Origin of the sequence: Bacillus sp. FSL K6-1106, assembly GCF_038005245.1 — a bacterium.
GTDB lineage: Bacteria > Bacillota > Bacilli > Bacillales > Bacillaceae > Bacillus > Bacillus altitudinis.
Window position 1 is genome coordinate 1,153,944 of record NZ_JBBOSV010000001.1, and the last position, 16,770, is coordinate 1,170,713.

Genomic DNA, 16,770 nt, shown 5'->3' on the forward strand with positions numbered 1-16,770 from the left:
ATGCATGTCATGACAGAACTTGCCATAGTGAGGCTAAACCGACACCGCCTCCACTGCCAATTGCAGCCATGACATAACTTCCATTCGGTAAGGCGCGGGCTTCGTAAAACAGTCTCACCATCATAGCAGCTCCCGAGGCGCTATATGGATGCCCAAGACAAAGCGCACCGCCTCTTTTATTGATACGGTCATAAGGAATACCTAGTGTCCGGGCAATGAGCACTACTTTGAGCGCAAACGCTTCATTGATTTCAAAAAGTGCAACATCTTCTATCTTCACTTGTTCTTTATGTAAAAGTTTCTTGATTGCATCAATTGGTGAAGCAGCAGGATAATGCGGGTCCATAGCGGTCACGGCACTCCCGATATACCGCAGCATAGGGCTGAAGCCTTTTGCCTCCGCTTCCGCTCTTTCCATCACAACGACGGCAGCTGCACCATCTGCTTCTTTACAGCTATTGGTCACAGTCACAGTACCTTTGCCTGGTAAAAAGACAGGTTTTGCCCGCTTTATCAAGCTTGCAATCGGTCTTATTTTAGCTGCCGCTTCATCTGTACTCATCCCGCTAATCGGAACAATTTCTTCTGAATACGTTCCTTGCTTGAATGCGGTTATACTTCGTTCCCAGCTTAAAAGTGCATAGTCATCTTGCTCTTGTCTCGCAACTGAAAATCTCGACGCCGTCAGCTCTGCCGCTTCCCCCATATGAGGGTCCCCTATCCACTCTGGAGAAAAGCGGGCCCTTTCTTTCATTGGTGACCGAGAAATGCTTTCCGTTCCACCAGCGATATACATTGATCCCTCCCCCGACTGAATCATGATGCACGCCGTTCTAATGGCTTCAAGACCGGAAGCACACTGCCTATCAATGGTCATACCCGGAATATGTAATGAAAGCCCTGCTTCTAACGAGGACAGACGGGCAATGTTGCCACCACCCCCGACGACATTGCCTAAAATGATGTCATCTGGCTTGGTCACGTTTGAAAAATGCTGGATCAAGGGCGCAGCTAGATGCTCTGGCCGGTAATCCTTCAACATTCCATTTTTCTCACCGAAGGGCGTCCGCTTCGCTTGTACGATCACGGCTTGCATGATAATTGTTCCTCCGCCCACTTTTTCATACTGGCACGAGCGATTTTCCCTCCTGATGTTTCGATCATTTTGTCCGTGACGAGCCATTTTTTTGGTACTTTGTATGCCGCTAATGTTTCTTTTACAGCTTGCCGAATGGTTTTTGTTTGCTGTACATTCTCAATAATGGCAACAGGGATTTCGCCCCAATATGGATCAGGAAGTCCAATCACGATTGACCGATTCACCTCTGGCTGTTCATTCAGCACACGCTCAATTTCCTCTGGAAAAATATTCAGTCCCCCATAGACAATCATGCCATTCTCGCGGCCGCTCATATACAAGTAACCATCCTCGTCGAGCCACCCCATGTCATATACGGTCAGCCACTCTTCGGGCGGCTTTTCATCTTGTAAATAGCCTGAAAAAGACATTGGGCTTTTCACATAAATTCTCCCTATTTCATTTGGCTTGCAAACGGTTTGATCTGCCCTCCTGACTTCAACCTGAATAGAAGGAAAAGGCTTTCCGACAGAAGTAGGCTTTTGCAAAAAGTCATCTGAAGATAAATAGGAGACAAAACTCAATTCTGATGTTCCATAAAAATCAAAAAATGTGATGTGGGGATTGCGGTTGGCGAGCTGTTTTTTTGAAGAGTTTCCCCAATCTGCACCAGAAGACAGGACAAGAAGCGGATTTTTTCCGAAAGCATCCATTTGCAGTAACGATTCTGTCATGGTCGGAACCGTATAAATAGCCGTGATGTCTCCTCTTTCTAAGATGTTCTTTGCTTTATCTGGCACAAATTTTTCTAACAATGTCACAGTGCCACCGAAATAAAGTGTGCTGATCGCACCGTATAAAAAATGAGAGGATAAAAGTGTGCCCAAAATCAGTACATGATCTTTATGTGTGATCCCAAAGACGGATGTTGTCATTTGAAAGCTCTCGATCCATGACTGTTGGCGTCTTATAAAGGCTTTGGGCGATCCCGTTGATCCTGAAGTAAAACCCATATAAAAAGCAGGATCTTCCTCCGGTTCACCTTTGTTCGATTGAACGTTTATGCTGAGGCTGATTCTTTCTTTCCATTCAGATAAAGAGAGCACTGGCATATCCAGCTTGTACTTTTCAATTCTTTTGATATATCGATCTTCCACAATGACAAGGTCTGCCTCGCTTAATAAGAGCTTTTCCGCGCATTCCTTATCACTCCACCGCGGATCAAGAGGCACCGCTGTCCATCCTGCAGAAGCTGCGCCAGCAAATAGTTGGAGAAACGGAACACCATTTGATAATAAAAAAGCGACTCTTTTTTGCTGATGAGACGTTTCTTTTAACCATTGTGCAGATGACTGCACACGCTCATGCCATTCTTCATAAGTGATCTGCTCTTTTTCATCTATGATCGCCATCTGATCTGGCTTCACTTTTGCATGAGGTGCATAGCTTTCCGTTATTCTCATCAAACTGCTCGCCTCCCTCTATGTAAGTCCCTTTTTCGATATGACATCGCTTGAATGATTTTCACCGTGAAGACGGCACATATCCCTGCTTTGATCAGATCACCCGGTAAATAAATGATGCTGAACAGAGCTGCTTGGGTGATCTTTATATGCATCATCATGGCTTGAAAGGGAATTCCGCCTATATATAATATCCCGATACTGCATACCGCATAGATTAAAAATAGGCGTAAGGCCGTCACTTTCTTCAGCCGGTTCAGCCACAGGCTGATCATAAAGGCAGCCACTGGATAAGCAAGTAAAAAACCACCGCTTGGCCCAAAAAAGACCCCTATTCCGCCTCTCCCTCCAGATAAAAGAGGTGCGCCTGCTGCCACTATTAGAAGAAACAGAAGTAAACTAATCAGCGCTTGCTTTGGTTTTAACAGCCCTCCAGCAAGCAAAAGACCTGCGGTTTGTAAGGTGATTGGTACAGGTGTAAACGCAAGAAAAATAGGCGGAATCAATCCTAACATCCCAATAACTGCTGTCATGAATGCCATTTGCATCATATCGTGAATTTTCAATTTTCATACCCCTCACTCGATGTTTTTGATAAAAATAGCGTAAAAGGTCGAGTGATATATGTCAACTAAATTTCGATAATAGTTTACATATAGAATGTAAAAAAAGACCTGTGAAGAAAGATCACAGAGATCATGTTCACAGGCCTTTTATTCGTTCTATTCTTCTTCGTCTTCTTGATCTAAGAACGTATTTAACGTTTCTTCAATCATGTCCCACTCTTCATCCGTTTCAATTGGCTCTAATTCGCCATCTTCACCGTCTTCGTTTGGTGTGAAGCTTGATGCATGAATTTCAATTTCTTCGTTATCTTGTTCAGAAATTGGGTAGTAAAGAACATATGATTTGTTAAAATGGTCGCTTTCAAAAGTAAATAGTACTTCGCAAAGCTGCTCATTTCCATTATCATCAACGATTGTAATTTGCTTTTCTCCGTGTTCCATTTGATTCACCTCATTTTAATTTAAGCTGTCTAAGTATCCTTGAAGGATCATAACAGCCGCCATTTTATCAATGACTTTTTTACGCTTTTGTCTGCTCACATCTGCAGAGATGAGCATTTTTTCTGCTGCCATCGTTGACAGACGCTCGTCCCAAAGCACAACAGGAACATTGTACGTGTTTTCTAACACTTTCGCAAATGATTGGCTGGCCTCGCCTCTTGGACCGACCGTACCGTTCATATTTTTTGGAAAACCAAGTACAATTTTATCCGTTCCATATTGCGTGACGATCTCAGACAGGCGGCTGAGACCAAAGTCTCCGCCTGCTTCATCAATTTTAATGGTTTCAATCCCTTGAGCTGTCCATCCCATTTCATCACTGATTGCCACACCAAGGGTTTTCGTGCCTAAATCTAAGCCTAAAATTCTCATGTTTTACGCCTCTTTATGTGTCTCTAAGTACGATTTAACCAATTCCTCAATTAATTCGTCTCGTTCTAGTTTACGAATTAGGTTGCGTGCATCCTGATGTCTTGGAATATAAGCAGGGTCGCCTGACAGCAAGTATCCGACAATTTGATTGATCGGGTTGTATCCTTTTTCTTGGAGTGCGTCATAAACTGTTATGAGCACTTCATTCACATTGGTTTCAGCTGAATCATCAGAGAAGTTAAACTTCATTGTCTTATCAAATGAACTCACTGCTTCTTGCACCTCTCTTCCAACATTCTACTAGCAAGCTTTTTTCTAACCGCTCATCTAATACCATTATTCTACACTACATTGACTGATTATAAAACGGATTTGACAGATTCTTCGACAGTTGCCAGTGCTTCTTCAAGCTTTTCTGGCTGTTTACCGCCTGCTTGTGCCATATCTGGGCGTCCGCCTCCGCCTCCGCCGCAAATTTCAGCTGCCTGCTTCACAAGTTTTCCTGCATGAAGACCTTTTTCAATGACGTCTTTCGTCACACCGGCTGAAATGTTGACTTTTCCATTTTGAACGGCACCAAGTACGATGACAGCTGAACCTAATTTCGCTTTTAAGTCATCAACCATCGTTCTTAAATGGTTCATATCTTTGGCGTTTACTTTTTCAGTTAACACGTTCACTCCACCAACTTCGATGACTTTTTCTAAAATAGAGCCAGCTTCTGCTTGACTTAATTTCGCAAGAAGTGATTCATTTTCTCTTTGAACTTCTTTTAAATCAGCCTGCAAGGAAGCAATGCGTTTTGGTACATCTTTTGTATTTGATTTCAGTTCATTAGCTGCCTTTTCTAAAATCGCAAGCTGATCATTTAATTCTTCATAAGCACCTTTACCTGTTACAGCCTCAATACGGCGTGTTCCAGCACCAATACCCGATTCAGATGCAATTTTAAACAATCCGATCTCCGCAGTGTTTTGAACGTGACAGCCTCCGCATAACTCGATGCTGTAATCACCCACTTGCACCACACGGACAATATCGCCATACTTCTCGCCAAACAGCGCCATTGCGCCCATTTCTTTTGCTTCAGCAATTGGTTTCAGGTCAATGGCAACCGAAATGCCTTCCCAAATCTTTTCGTTGACGATTTTTTCAATTTGTGACAATTCTTCTTTTGTTACTTGTCCAAAGTGAGAAAAGTCAAAGCGAAGTCTGTTTTCATTCACAAGTGAACCCGCTTGGTTAACGTGGCTGCCCAATACATCTTTTAGCGCTTGGTGCAAAAGATGTGTCGCTGTGTGATTTTTCACAATGCCTTTTCTAAGCGCTGATTCGACTTCTGCAGTGACTTCAATGCCTTTTTGAACTGTACCACTTACGACGACTCCTTCGTGGACATGCTGGCCGTTTGGCGCCTTTTTCACATCTTTGATATCAATGATCGCTTCGGCACTTTTTAACGTTCCTTTATCCGCCACTTGTCCGCCGCTTTCTGCATAGAAAGGTGTTTCATCTAATAAAATTTGCACCGTTTCCCCTTCGTGAGCTTCTGTGACAATTTCACCGTTTTGAAGCAATTCGATAATACGAGCATCTGCAGTTAAATTTTCATAGCCCACAAACGTACTTTCTGCTTTAATATCGCCTAAAGCCCCGCCTTGAACCTGCATACTACCTACATCTTGTCTGGCATTTCTTGCACGTTCACGCTGCTTCTCCATTTCTAGCTGGAAGCCTTCACGATCAACTGTCATGTTCTCATCTTCTGCATATTCTTCCGTGAGTTCGACCGGGAATCCATATGTGTCATAAAGCTTAAACACATCTTTACCGGAAATTTGTGAGCTGCCATTGTCTCGTTCTTTTTTGATCACTTCTGATAAAATGGCTAACCCTTCATTCAGTGTCTCATGGAAACGCTCTTCTTCATTTTTGATCACTTTTGCAATAAATTCTTCTTTTGCTTGAACATCTGGATAGAAATCCTTCATGATCTCCGCAACAACTGGAACTAGATCATACATGAATGGACGGTGGATATGGATCGTTTTTGCATAACGCACAGCACGGCGCAGCAAACGTCTTAACACATAACCTCGGCCTTCATTAGAAGGAAGTGCTCCGTCACTGACGGCAAAGGCCACAGTACGAATATGGTCAGCAATGACTTTAAATGCTGTGTCTTTTTCTTTTGACTCCCCATAGCTTTCTCCAGAAATCGTTTCTACTGCACGAATAATCGGCATGAACAGGTCTGTATCAAAGTTCGTCGGTACGTTTTGAATCACAGAGACCATACGCTCAAGACCCATTCCTGTATCAATGTTTTTCTTCGGAAGCGGTGTGTATGTACCATCTGGATTATGGTTAAATTCAGAAAAAACAAGATTCCATACTTCTAGATAACGTTCATTTTCTCCGCCTGGATATAATTCAGGGTCGTTCATGTCGTTGCCATATGTTTCGCCACGATCATAGAAAATTTCTGTATTCGGACCACTTGGCCCCTCGCCAATATCCCAGAAGTTGCCCTCTAGACGAATAATTCGTTCCTCAGGGACACCAATTTTATCTCTCCAAAGAACATACGCTTCTTCATCCTCTGGATGTACCGTTACAGATAACAGATTCGGATCAAAGCCAATCCACTCGTCACTTGTGAGGAATTCCCAAGCCCATTCGATTGCCTCTTCTTTGAAATAGTCTCCAATAGAGAAGTTGCCCAGCATTTCAAAAAACGTATGATGGCGTGCTGTTTTCCCTACATTTTCAATGTCATTTGTACGAATTGATTTTTGTGCGTTGCAAATACGCGGATTCTCAGGCACGACGCGGCCATCGAAGTATTTCTTTAATGTTGCCACCCCGCTGTTAATCCATAAAAGTGTTGGATCGTCATGCGGTACGAGGGACGCACTCGGTTCGACAGCATGTCCTTTTTCTTTAAAAAAATCTAAAAACATTTGACGTACTTGAGCTGAAGTTAAAGTTTTCATCATAAATCCTCCCTTTTTTATTCTCAATCTTCACACAAACGAAAAAACATCCCGCCCTATGCAAGCAAAAAACTACTTACACAGGGACGAGATGCTCTCGCGGTACCACCCTGATTATAGACATATGCGTCTATCACCTTCACATCCGATAACGCCGGAAGAGAGCGGCAGTGTTTATCTGCACTCGGGACTAGCTTCCGTTAAAGGTCTGATAAGGCTTTTCTCAGCAAACAAAGCCTCTCTCTGCAACAGCTTTTTAACGTACTCGGGTCCGTCATTGAATTCAAATATGTATGAATCGAAATTATTATAGACAACTCGGCTCGTCTTGTCAATGAACGCTTCGTCTCATGTGAATATATTGCACAATGATGACCCTCATAATGGCTGCGGACGGCACGGCTAAAATCATTCCAATCAAGCCAAACAGCTCACCTCCAGCGAGTAACACCAGCATGATTACGACAGGATGCATATGCAGGCTTCTCCCGACAATGATCGGACTCAGTACATTGCTTTCTAAAAATTGAAGCACGGCTACTGTAATTAGCACAATGATCACTGACTTCACTGAGATGGTAAAAGCGATAAAGACAGCTGGAATCGCTCCAATAATCGGGCCAAAATACGGAATGACATTCGTTGCACCGATTAACATACCTAGTACAAGCGGATATGGAATATGAAACAGCCAAAGAACAATGGCAGCAGCTCCCCCAATTAAAGAACAGACAAGCAATTGCCCTCTAATATAATCCCCAAGTGAGTCATCCACTGCTTTCACAAAGGCATGTCCCCTTTTTCGGAAGCTTGGCGGGGTTAAATACCATGCTGCCCGCTTCATCGTGTTCATATCTTTCACCATATAAAAGACAAGAAAAGGGATGAGTGCAGCAACTAAGGCGTAATCAAGCAGTACTTTACAGCTAAGAATCATCCGCTCTGCCCCATTTGCGGCATACGTCTCAGATTGGACAATAAAACGATCCAGTCGTTCATGTAGTCCATCAGGCCAGTGGCTTGTATGACGATGAACATGTGATAAAGCACCATTATACGTTTCGGCAAGCATGGGAATTTGCTCCGACAATTCATTTAACTGAGCGATTAAAACCGGTGCCCCTTTATACACAGCCAAACCAATGCCGCCAAAAAACAGCACATATATCAATAAGAGACTGACCGTCCTTGGCAAACCTCGCTTATGTAGTCTTTCAACAATGGGATAAAGAAGATAAGAAATAAAAATAGCGATAAGAAGCGGGATCAAAACCGCTTTGAGCAATAAAAAAATAGGCATCCATAACTCGTCGAGCTGAACCAAAATGAGTAAAGACGCAAGGACAAGCAGTACACCTGCAGCATATATTAGAAACTCGATCGGACGTTTCTTCACCTTTTTCACCTCTCTTCTTATTGTTTAACCAACTTCTGCAATTATCCATGTAAATAAAATTTGTCCTAACTTTGTTAAAAATGAATACACATGAAACATACGGCTCCATCCAAAGTCACTGTTTGCTGTAAAATCTCGTTAGAAAACATTCCATTATTTTCTTATTTTTGCCTCATTTATGCTAGAATCCGCTTTAGCTCAATCATTAGAAGAGGAGGTTCTTCATGATCACATTTGAAGAAGTCAACAAGCATTACGGCCAGTTCCATGTACTTAAGGACATTAACCTACATATTCAAAAAGGTGAGGTTGTTGTGATCATCGGTCCTTCAGGGTCTGGAAAAAGCACGATGCTCAGATGTATCAATCGTCTTGAAAGCATTGATGAAGGAAAAGTCCTTGTCAATCAAGTGTCTGTTCAGCATCCGAAAACCAACATCAATCTCATCAGGCAAAATATCGGGATGGTGTTTCAGCACTTCCATCTTTATCCGCATAAGACGGTGCTTGAAAACATTATGCTTGCACCGATGAAGGTTAAAAAAGTGAGCAAAGAAGAAGCAAAGGAAACAGCTGAATTTTATTTAAATAAAGTTGGCATTCCTGAAAAAGCAGACACCTACCCTTCTAGACTCTCAGGAGGACAGCAGCAGCGTGTGGCAATCGCAAGGGGACTTGCAATGAAACCTGAGGTCATGCTTTTCGATGAACCAACATCAGCTCTTGATCCAGAGATGATTGGTGAGGTGCTAGATGTGATGAAACAGCTGGCAAGGGAAGGAATGACAATGGTCGTTGTCACGCACGAGATGGGGTTTGCCCGTGAAGTCGCAGACCGTATTGTGTTTATTGATGAAGGAAGAATTCTTGAAGAATCTACACCAGCTGCCTTTTATGAAAAACCGCGCGAGAAACGCGCTCAGCTCTTTTTAAGCCGTATTTTAAATCACTAGGGGGAATGAATTTGATGAAAAAAATGAAACGCTTTGGCCTATTACTGTTGATGACTTGCTGTATGATCGCTCTCGCTGCTTGCGGATCTGCCGAGAAAGGCTCAACCGATGCAAAACAAGGCAGCTCATTAGAAGCCATTAAGAAAGACAAAAAAATCGTTTTCGGTGTGAAAAACGATACCCGTTTATTCGGTCTAAAAAATCCTAGTAGCGGGGATATTGAAGGGTTTGATATTGATATCGCAAAAGCGATCACTAAAGAAATGCTCGGTGATGAAGGAAAAGCAGAATTTAAAGAAGTAACATCTAAAACAAGGATTCCTTTACTGCAAAAAGGAGATATTCATGCCATTGTTGCCACAATGACGATCACAGAAGAGCGTAAAAAAGAGGTCAATTTCTCAGATGTTTACTTTGAAGCAGGACAATCACTGCTTGTGAAAAAAGGCAGCGACATTCAATCGATTGATGATCTTAAAAAAGGTACGAAGGTGCTTGCAGTGAAAGGGTCCACTTCTTCTCAAAACATTCGCGAAAAAGCACCAGAAGCATCCGTTTTAGAATTTGAAAATTACCAAGAAGCCTTTACAGCCTTAAAATCAAATCAAGGGCAAGTTCTGACAACTGATAATGCAATTTTATTTGGCATGGCAGACGAAGATTCAAATTATGAAGTCGTTGGCGGAACATTTACCGATGAGCCTTATGGCATCGCTGTGAAAAAAGGCGATGAAAAATTGACAGAAGCCATTAATAAAGCGTTAAAGGCATTAAAAGATAATGGAGAGTATGACAAGATTCATAAAAAATGGATCAAAGAATAATCAATTGACTCGATCAATCTCAACACCCTCAGGAGAGCCGCTTGCCGGCTCCTCTGTTGATTAGGAAGGAAGTGAACTGATTGCTGCGGTTTTCCATTTTAACTGAGAACTTCCATCTTTATTTAGAAGGGTTTAAATATACGATTGGTGCAAGTGTCATTGCGTTGATTGGAAGCTTTTTCATCGGTACACTCATTGCCATTATGAGAATTGCGCCACTAAGGCCGCTCAACTGGTTAGGGACGGCTTACGTGGAATTTATTCGGAATATTCCGTTATTATTGATCACCTTTGTGTTCTTTTTTGGTTTACCGGTACTTGGCATTGTGGCAGATGGCTTTACAGCAGGAACCATTGCCCTCTCCATTTATACGTCTGCTTTTATCGCTGAAGCCATTCGTGCAGGTATACAAGCTGTACCGCTTGGACAAATGGAAGCAGCTAGAGCTTCTGGTCTGTCATATGGCGGAACGATGCGATATATTATTCTGCCGCAGGCAATCAAAATTGTCATTCCACCACTTGGGAATCAATTTATCAACCTTGTGAAAAACTCGTCTATTTTAGGTGTCATTGCAGGGTTTGATCTGATGTACCAAGGAGACCTTATCGCTTCGAGAACATTTGTGACATTTGATGTATACATCTTTGTTGCCATGTTCTATCTTCTATTGACCATTCCGCTTAGTCTAGGCGTTGGTTATTTAGAAAAAAGATTAGCCCGAAGCCACTAGAAAGGAGGAAACACAATGGATTTTATAGGTGCCTACCAGCCCGATCATCTCGCCTTTTTACTTGAAGGATTTGCTGTCACCTTAAAAGTGGCTTTTATCTCCATCATTTTAAGCTTTATCATCGGATTAGTCGTTGGCACATTGAGGTTCGCACAAATCCCTATTTTATCAAAGGTGCTTGCGGTCATTGTGGAAACCGTTCGGAACCTGCCGCTTTTGCTGATCATCTTTTTTACGTATTTCGCTCTGCCTGAAATCGGCATTAAGCTGAGTATTACAGCCTCTGCCATTGCGGCTTTAACCGTGTTTGAATCTGCCATGCTGTCAGAAATCATTCGCAGCGGATTAAAATCAATTGATAAAGGACAAATCGAAGCGGCTAGATCCTCTGGTTTAACCTATATTCAAACATTAAAAATGATTATCATGCCACAGGCGTTACGCCGAATGGTACCGCCGATTGTCAGTCAATTTATTTCTCTTTTAAAAGATACATCGCTTGCCGTTGTGATTGCCCTTCCAGAGTTATTGCATCACGCGCAGATTTTAAATGGTCAAAGCCAATCTTATTTACTTCCTATTTTCCTCTTGGCGGCCATGATGTATTTTGTTGTGAACTTCAGCTTGTCTATACTTGCACGGAGATTAGAGTACAGGCAGGCATAAAAAAAGGACATCCGCTCATGGTGGATGTCCCTTTTTGTTTAAAGCATTCGCATAACTCGTTTTCTCATCTTTTTCATATCCCGCTTAGATGGCATATCATATCGACTTGCAAAGTGATATGCGAGTGCACCTGCACCAAGCGTTAATAGTGAAGAAGTCATTTTGCCCATTCGAAATTCCCCCTTAACACTTATAGTTGAATTGAACGTTCATCGTCACTAAACAGGTCGTCTAAACTACTTAGTGTACCGTCTTCCTCCACTTGGTGAGTAGATATTTTGCCTTTTGACAGTGTCAATTCAATAAAACAGCCCCAGCAATAATATTGATTGACCCCAATTTTTCCGATGTCTTTACATTTGCAATTTGGGCAAATGAGCATACTCAGCACCTCTTTACGTTCGGTTTAGAACAAGTGCTTCCTTTTGAACATCCATCAAGGTTCCGGCAGCATGCAGCTGCTTTCGAATCCCTGATAGCTCTGTAAAGAAGCCGTCCGAGAGTTCATATGCTACGATTGTGCCCGAATTTGTACAAAAGTATACATCTTCCAAAACACCTAATGTTTCACCATCTGGCGTATGGATCATTTTCTTTTTTAATTTCGAAAAGAAGAAGGGTGGGGCGGAGGTATCTATCTCGATGCCCTTCTGGCAGCTCACATATAGACCTTTGTCTGTCAATTTGTCGCCAGCTGAGAATGGAATGAAAGCACAGTCTTTCTTTTTCCCATCTAAAACATATCCCCCGCAGCTGCCGCCGGCTAAAAAGCAAATATCTTTGATCGCCCCAAGTGAATGAGACAGCTCGTCTGTATAGATCGTCAGTCCTTCAAGCTCTCGACATGTTCTCAAAATGTGATCAACCACCTTTTCGGAACAGTCTTATCGTGTGCGTTTCCTCTATGACTCATACGAAGAAATGGCTTCCATGAAGGAAGCCATTTACTCTTGCATAAAATCAAACGGGGTGATTCCCTCCATGCCAATATTGGCATCGTGTACGCTGAAAGGAAGTTCTTTTTGGAGGGCTGCTAGCTCAGCGTCCATGATTTCTTCCGTTTCAGTAAGACGCATGGTTAAAGACGTTTGTCTGAGGGAGTCTTCATTATTTTTCACGCCCCACTCTAATGCTGATTCCTCGCCGCACAAAATTAAAAACTTTTTACTTCGTGTAATGGCCGTGTAAAGCAAATTTCTTCGAAGCATTCGATAATAACTTCTCACGACTGGCAGCACCACGATTGGGAATTCACTGCCCTGGGATTTATGAATCGAGCAACAATAAGCGTGTGTAAATTGATGAAAATCTTTTTTCGTAAACGTGATTTCATTTCCATCAAAGGAGATGATCGCCATATCTTCTTTTTCCGTGTTTTCTTTCGCATAAAAGATCGAGACAATTTCGCCAATATCTCCATTAAAAATGTTATTCTCCGGCTGATTGACAAGCTGAAGTACCTTATCACCTGTCCGGTAGACGACATCACCAAATGGAATCTCTCTTCCTTTTGGCTTTTTAGGATTCAAAATTTGCTGGAGCATTTTATTCAGTTCATTAATGCCTGCTTTTCCTTTATACATCGGGGCAAGCACTTGAATGTCCTTTGCTGAATAACCCTTTTGCGCAGCATTGCTGACCACTTTCTCGATGACTTCTTTCATTTGGTCACTAGAGCATTGAATAAAGGATCGATCCTTCGAGCGCGCAGTAATATCCTTTGGCAATACACCATTTTTCATATCATGCGCAAGCTCAACAATTGTTGAACCGTCTGCCTGCCGGTAAATATCAGTTAGTGTAACTGCCGGTATAGCTTGTGACGCAAGCAGGTCTCTTAACACTTGACCAGGTCCGACAGATGGAAGTTGATGTTCGTCTCCAACCATAATGACTTGAATATGATCTGGGATCGCCTTAAACAAATGGTTCGCCAGCCAAATATCCAGCATACTCGATTCATCAATGATGACAAGCTTCCCTTCAATCGGCTGGTCTTCATCATGTGAGAAGCCTTCTGATCCATTCCAGCCTAGCAGCCGGTGAATGGTCACAGCAGGAAGTCCAGTGGATTCTGTCATTCGTTTCGCAGCACGTCCAGTTGGTGCGGCAAGCACGAACGGAAATGCTTCATCTTTTTTATAATCACCCGGGTCAAGAGATACGCCGTGAAGATCGCTGTAAAGCTCGACAATCCCTTTAATGACCGTCGTTTTCCCTGTACCCGGTCCGCCTGTTAAAAGCAGCATTGGAGACATGAGTGCCTTTTGAATGGCTTCTTTTTGAGTTGGTGCATACTGGACACCAAGCCGTTCCTCCAGTTCACCGAGTGCAAGCAGAAATTCTGATTCAGGAAATTGATCTGCATATTCCGTTTGAGCGACAATTTTTTGAATGCGTTTTGCCACACTTTGCTCCGCATAAAAGAGCGACGGATGATAACAGCGCTCATCTTCAATAATCATGTCTTTCCCTTCACCAAGTGCAATGATCTGATTGGCAACGTCCATTTCAGTCACTTTGTAGTCATTGCCGGTTTGATTCAGCAGTTTACGGGTTTCGACGATCAGATCTTTCGTTTGTATGTACGTATGACCGTCCTGCAGGCTTGCTGTCTCAACGGTATACAAAAGAGCTGCACGAATGCGGTCTGGATCATTTCCAGATATCCCTGTTCTAGCGCCGAGTTCGTCTGCTTTAATAAAGCCAATCCCCTCGACGTCTTTGACGAGCTGATAAGGGTTTTCTTCAATTTTTTGCAACGTTTCACTCTCGTATACTTGGTAAATCTTCATGCTAAGCTGAGGACCAAAACCATATTGATTCAGGCTAATCATGATTTGCTCAAGCCCTTGATGCTCTTGAAGTGCGGCAGCCAGCTTATCTGCCTTCTTTTTTGACAGGCGAGGGACGTCATACAACACAGACGGATCACGCATAATTTGATGAAGAGTCTGATTGCCAAGCTTGCCGACGATTTCTTCCGCCGTCTTTTTTCCAATCCCTTCAAACAAGTCACTAGAGAGATAATGAATGATGCCTTGCTTTGTTGTAGGGACTTCCTTTTGAAAATGAGTGGCTTGAAACTGCTCGCCAAACTTCGGATGACTTGTGACCTTGCCATAGAAGGTGTAGGTTTCCTCCTCATGAAGCGCTGGGAAGTAGCCTGTGACAGATGCTGTTTTTTCCTCTAAATTCTCTGATGTTTCAATGACTTTTACTTTTAACACAGAGTATAAATTACTTTCGTTATGGAAAATAACGGCTTGAACCGTCCCTTTTAAAAACGGTTCATCTTCAAGCTTCATTTGATCTGGATGTTCCTGCACAGGTCTTCCCTCCTTCCGGTTATTCTGCCTCTTGAATCAGCTTTTGCGCATGCAATGCAAGCATATGATCAGGCTGCACGTCAATGGCTTTTCCTAGCATTTCAAGCGCTTCGTCCTTTTTCTCTAAATACGCATACGCAACGCCTGCATTATAAAAGGCGTCTGCATGCTGCGGATCTCGCGTAATCACTTCAGTAAAGACTGCGACCGCTTCCTCCAGCAGATGTTCATTCGCTAAGCACATGCCAAATTGAAATCTTGCTTCGTTGTCTTCTTCGTTTAGCTCAACTGCACGCTGAAGATAAGGCATCGCAAGCTTTGGCTGCTCTAATTTCATCAGTGTCTGCCCTAACATATAAAACAAATCACTGTTTTCCATTCCAGCTTGTAGCGCTTGCTCAAAATAGTCTTTCGCTTTCATAAAGTCTTCTTTCATCGTGTAAACATTTCCTGCTCCGTAATAGGCTGCAGCTGCTGTATGATCAAGTTCAATGGCTTTTTGAAAGAAGTTCAAAGCACGTTCAAATTCATGAACACTTGAAAGTAAATTCGCAAAGTTGATATATGGAACCGGGTCCTTTGGGCTTTCTTCAATGGCTTTCGTAAAAGCTTCAGCTGCCTGTTCGATGTTCCCTTGATTTAAAGCTTCAATACCGATTTCGTTATGATTCATTCGCTCTCTTCATCCTTTCATTAAAAAACCTCAACAGCGACGTTGAGGTTTTTAACACATGTTACACATACGACAGCTTTTGGCCATCTTTAAAGACATCGTCAATGGTCCCGCCGCCAAGACATTCTTCGCCATCATAAAAAACAACAGCTTGTCCTGGAGTGACAGCACGAACGGGTTCATCAAAGATCACCATTGCTTCCTGCTCACCTGTCATTTTGACTTTTACATGATGGTCTTCTTGACGGTATCGGAATTTCGCTGTGCATGTGAGTTCACCGTTTTCGCCGACAATATGAGGACGCGTCCAGCTGATGTTAACAGCTGAAATACTTTCAGAGTATAAAAGCGGATTGTGGAAGCCTTGTTCAACAAATAAGATATTTTTCTCTAAGTCCTTCCCAACAACAAACCACGGATCACCGCTTCCGCCAATGCCAAGTCCTTGGCGTTGACCGATCGTGTAATACATGAGTCCATCATGTTCACCTTTTACTTCTCCGTCCATTGTCTGCATCACACCGGGCTGTGCAGGCAAATATTGGCTAAGGAACGTTTTAAAGTTTCTTTCCCCAATAAAGCAGATGCCCGTAGAATCTTTTTTCGTTGCTGTTGCGAGCTCTGCTTCTTTTGCTAATTCACGCACTCTTTTTTTCTCTAAATCGCCGATTGGGAACAACACTTTATCAAGTTGTTCTTGAGTCAGCTGATTCAAGAAATAAGTTTGGTCTTTGTTTGTATCAAGACCTCTTAGCATTTTCACTTCATCGCCGGTTCTGTCGACACGGGCATAGTGGCCTGTTGCCAAATAATCCGCTCCAAGCGACAATGCATGCTCAAGAAATGCTTTGAACTTAATTTCTTTATTACACATGACATCTGGGTTCGGCGTTCTGCCTGCTTTATATTCATCAAGAAAATATTGAAACACTTTGTCCCAATACTGTTTCTCGAAATTCACTGCATAATATGGGATTCCAATCTGGTTACAAACACGAATGACATCCTCATAGTCCTCCGTTGCTGTACATACACCATTTTCATCTGTGTCATCCCAGTTTTTCATAAATATGCCGATCACATCATAGCCTTGCTCCTTTAGCATGAGAGCAGCAACTGATGAATCGACGCCTCCGGACATACCGACCACAACTCTTGTGTCTTCAGGTCTTTTTGTCATCTTCATCAACTCCAATTTCAATGAAACAACGTGCGCGTT

18 protein-coding genes and 1 other annotated feature are annotated in these 16,770 nt (G+C 42.7%); of the genes, 4 read left to right on the plus strand and 14 right to left on the minus strand.

What is annotated here, in order from left to right:
* Window positions 1–7 precede the first annotated feature (7 nt).
* The 8 genes from MHI20_RS06070 to MHI20_RS06105 all read right to left on the minus strand — a co-directional run bounded on the left by MHI20_RS06070 (window position 8) and on the right by MHI20_RS06105 (window position 8,372).
* Window positions 8–1,096: an acetyl-CoA C-acyltransferase gene (locus MHI20_RS06070; RefSeq protein ID WP_144667339.1), complete on the minus strand. Its 1,089-nt coding sequence runs from the start codon at window positions 1,094–1,096 to the stop codon at window positions 8–10.
* Complete coding sequence (locus MHI20_RS06075; RefSeq protein WP_340939275.1) at window positions 1,084–2,541, minus strand: acyl-CoA synthetase; 1,458 nt, start codon at window positions 2,539–2,541, stop codon at window positions 1,084–1,086. The genes MHI20_RS06070 and MHI20_RS06075 overlap by 13 nt, the downstream gene beginning before the upstream one ends.
* On the minus strand, window positions 2,541–3,107 hold the full coding sequence (locus tag MHI20_RS06080) for a biotin transporter BioY (RefSeq protein WP_047946491.1): 567 nt from the start codon (window positions 3,105–3,107) through the stop codon (window positions 2,541–2,543). Before MHI20_RS06080 ends, MHI20_RS06075 begins: the two co-directional genes overlap by 1 nt.
* Window positions 3,108–3,263: 156 nt before the next feature.
* Complete coding sequence (locus MHI20_RS06085) at window positions 3,264–3,548, minus strand: DUF1292 domain-containing protein (RefSeq protein WP_017358102.1); 285 nt, start codon at window positions 3,546–3,548, stop codon at window positions 3,264–3,266.
* Between the two features lie 15 nt (window positions 3,549–3,563).
* Entirely contained in the window at window positions 3,564–3,980 is a 417-nt protein-coding gene (gene ruvX / locus MHI20_RS06090) for a Holliday junction resolvase RuvX (RefSeq protein WP_024718369.1), read from the minus strand.
* A gap of 3 nt (window positions 3,981–3,983) precedes the next feature.
* Complete coding sequence (locus MHI20_RS06095; protein WP_024718370.1) at window positions 3,984–4,250, minus strand: IreB family regulatory phosphoprotein; 267 nt, start codon at window positions 4,248–4,250, stop codon at window positions 3,984–3,986.
* 89 nt (window positions 4,251–4,339) lie between these two features.
* Window positions 4,340–6,976, minus strand: coding sequence for an alanine--tRNA ligase (gene alaS, locus MHI20_RS06100; protein ID WP_041506819.1), 2,637 nt, complete (start codon window positions 6,974–6,976; stop codon window positions 4,340–4,342).
* Window positions 6,977–7,055: 79 nt separating this feature from the next.
* Window positions 7,056–7,263 (minus strand) — a binding site (T-box leader).
* Between the two features lie 44 nt (window positions 7,264–7,307).
* Entirely contained in the window at window positions 7,308–8,372 is a 1,065-nt protein-coding gene (locus MHI20_RS06105) for an AI-2E family transporter (protein WP_017358104.1), read from the minus strand.
* Between the two features lie 224 nt (window positions 8,373–8,596).
* On the opposite strand from MHI20_RS06105, the gene MHI20_RS06110 reads away from it, so the two are divergent.
* From MHI20_RS06110 to MHI20_RS06125, 4 genes are all read left to right on the plus strand, one after another.
* A complete protein-coding gene (locus tag MHI20_RS06110) occupies window positions 8,597–9,325 on the plus strand; it encodes an amino acid ABC transporter ATP-binding protein (protein WP_007501456.1) in 729 nt (242 codons plus the stop codon).
* A gap of 14 nt (window positions 9,326–9,339) precedes the next feature.
* Window positions 9,340–10,149: a transporter substrate-binding domain-containing protein gene (locus MHI20_RS06115; protein WP_041506818.1), complete on the plus strand. Its 810-nt coding sequence runs from the start codon at window positions 9,340–9,342 to the stop codon at window positions 10,147–10,149.
* 80 nt (window positions 10,150–10,229) lie between these two features.
* Window positions 10,230–10,883 carry an amino acid ABC transporter permease gene (locus tag MHI20_RS06120; RefSeq protein ID WP_007501460.1) on the plus strand — a complete coding sequence of 218 codons (654 nt, stop codon included), beginning with the start codon at window positions 10,230–10,232 and terminating at the stop codon, window positions 10,881–10,883.
* 15 nt (window positions 10,884–10,898) lie between these two features.
* Window positions 10,899–11,549 (plus strand): amino acid ABC transporter permease, encoded by a 651-nt coding sequence (locus MHI20_RS06125; protein WP_008342693.1) that lies wholly within the window; start codon window positions 10,899–10,901, stop codon window positions 11,547–11,549.
* Window positions 11,550–11,587: 38 nt separating this feature from the next.
* Here MHI20_RS06125 and MHI20_RS06130 read toward each other — a convergent pair whose 3' ends face one another.
* From MHI20_RS06130 to mnmA, 6 genes are all read right to left on the minus strand, one after another.
* On the minus strand, window positions 11,588–11,719 hold the full coding sequence (locus MHI20_RS06130) for a YrzQ family protein (protein WP_008342695.1): 132 nt from the start codon (window positions 11,717–11,719) through the stop codon (window positions 11,588–11,590).
* A 20-nt stretch (window positions 11,720–11,739) separates the two neighbouring features.
* Window positions 11,740–11,931, minus strand: a complete 192-nt coding sequence (locus MHI20_RS06135; RefSeq protein ID WP_003216308.1) for a hypothetical protein — start codon at window positions 11,929–11,931, stop codon at window positions 11,740–11,742.
* Window positions 11,932–11,944: 13 nt separating this feature from the next.
* The gene (locus tag MHI20_RS06140; protein ID WP_340937198.1) at window positions 11,945–12,403 is read right to left on the minus strand and encodes a PRC-barrel domain-containing protein; all 459 of its coding nucleotides are present in this window, start codon (window positions 12,401–12,403) and stop codon (window positions 11,945–11,947) included.
* Window positions 12,404–12,493: 90 nt separating this feature from the next.
* On the minus strand, window positions 12,494–14,878 hold the full coding sequence (gene recD2, locus MHI20_RS06145; protein ID WP_144667329.1) for an SF1B family DNA helicase RecD2: 2,385 nt from the start codon (window positions 14,876–14,878) through the stop codon (window positions 12,494–12,496).
* Between the two features lie 19 nt (window positions 14,879–14,897).
* Window positions 14,898–15,551, minus strand: a complete 654-nt coding sequence (locus MHI20_RS06150) for a tetratricopeptide repeat protein (protein WP_008342707.1) — start codon at window positions 15,549–15,551, stop codon at window positions 14,898–14,900.
* Between the two features lie 61 nt (window positions 15,552–15,612).
* Window positions 15,613–16,731 carry a tRNA 2-thiouridine(34) synthase MnmA gene (gene mnmA / locus MHI20_RS06155; RefSeq protein ID WP_008342709.1) on the minus strand — a complete coding sequence of 373 codons (1,119 nt, stop codon included), beginning with the start codon at window positions 16,729–16,731 and terminating at the stop codon, window positions 15,613–15,615.
* Window positions 16,732–16,770: the final 39 nt, after the last annotated feature.

Coding starts and splice junctions, on each gene's coding strand:
- MHI20_RS06075 (WP_340939275.1), bottom strand. CDS start 2,541: ATGAGAATAACGGAAAGCTATGCACCTCATGCAAAAGTGAAGCCAGAT.
- MHI20_RS06070 (WP_144667339.1), bottom strand. CDS start 1,096: ATGCAAGCCGTGATCGTACAAGCGAAGCGGACGCCCTTCGGTGAGAAA.
- MHI20_RS06110 (WP_007501456.1), top strand. CDS start 8,597: ATGATCACATTTGAAGAAGTCAACAAGCATTACGGCCAGTTCCATGTA.
- MHI20_RS06130 (WP_008342695.1), bottom strand. CDS start 11,719: ATGGGCAAAATGACTTCTTCACTATTAACGCTTGGTGCAGGTGCACTC.
- MHI20_RS06115 (WP_041506818.1), top strand. CDS start 9,340: ATGAAAAAAATGAAACGCTTTGGCCTATTACTGTTGATGACTTGCTGT.
- alaS (WP_041506819.1), bottom strand. CDS start 6,976: ATGAAAACTTTAACTTCAGCTCAAGTACGTCAAATGTTTTTAGATTTT.
- ruvX (WP_024718369.1), bottom strand. CDS start 3,980: ATGAGAATTTTAGGCTTAGATTTAGGCACGAAAACCCTTGGTGTGGCA.
- mnmA (WP_008342709.1), bottom strand. CDS start 16,731: ATGACAAAAAGACCTGAAGACACAAGAGTTGTGGTCGGTATGTCCGGA.
- MHI20_RS06125 (WP_008342693.1), top strand. CDS start 10,899: ATGGATTTTATAGGTGCCTACCAGCCCGATCATCTCGCCTTTTTACTT.
- MHI20_RS06135 (WP_003216308.1), bottom strand. CDS start 11,931: ATGCTCATTTGCCCAAATTGCAAATGTAAAGACATCGGAAAAATTGGG.
- MHI20_RS06150 (WP_008342707.1), bottom strand. CDS start 15,551: ATGAATCATAACGAAATCGGTATTGAAGCTTTAAATCAAGGGAACATC.
- MHI20_RS06085 (WP_017358102.1), bottom strand. CDS start 3,548: ATGGAACACGGAGAAAAGCAAATTACAATCGTTGATGATAATGGAAAT.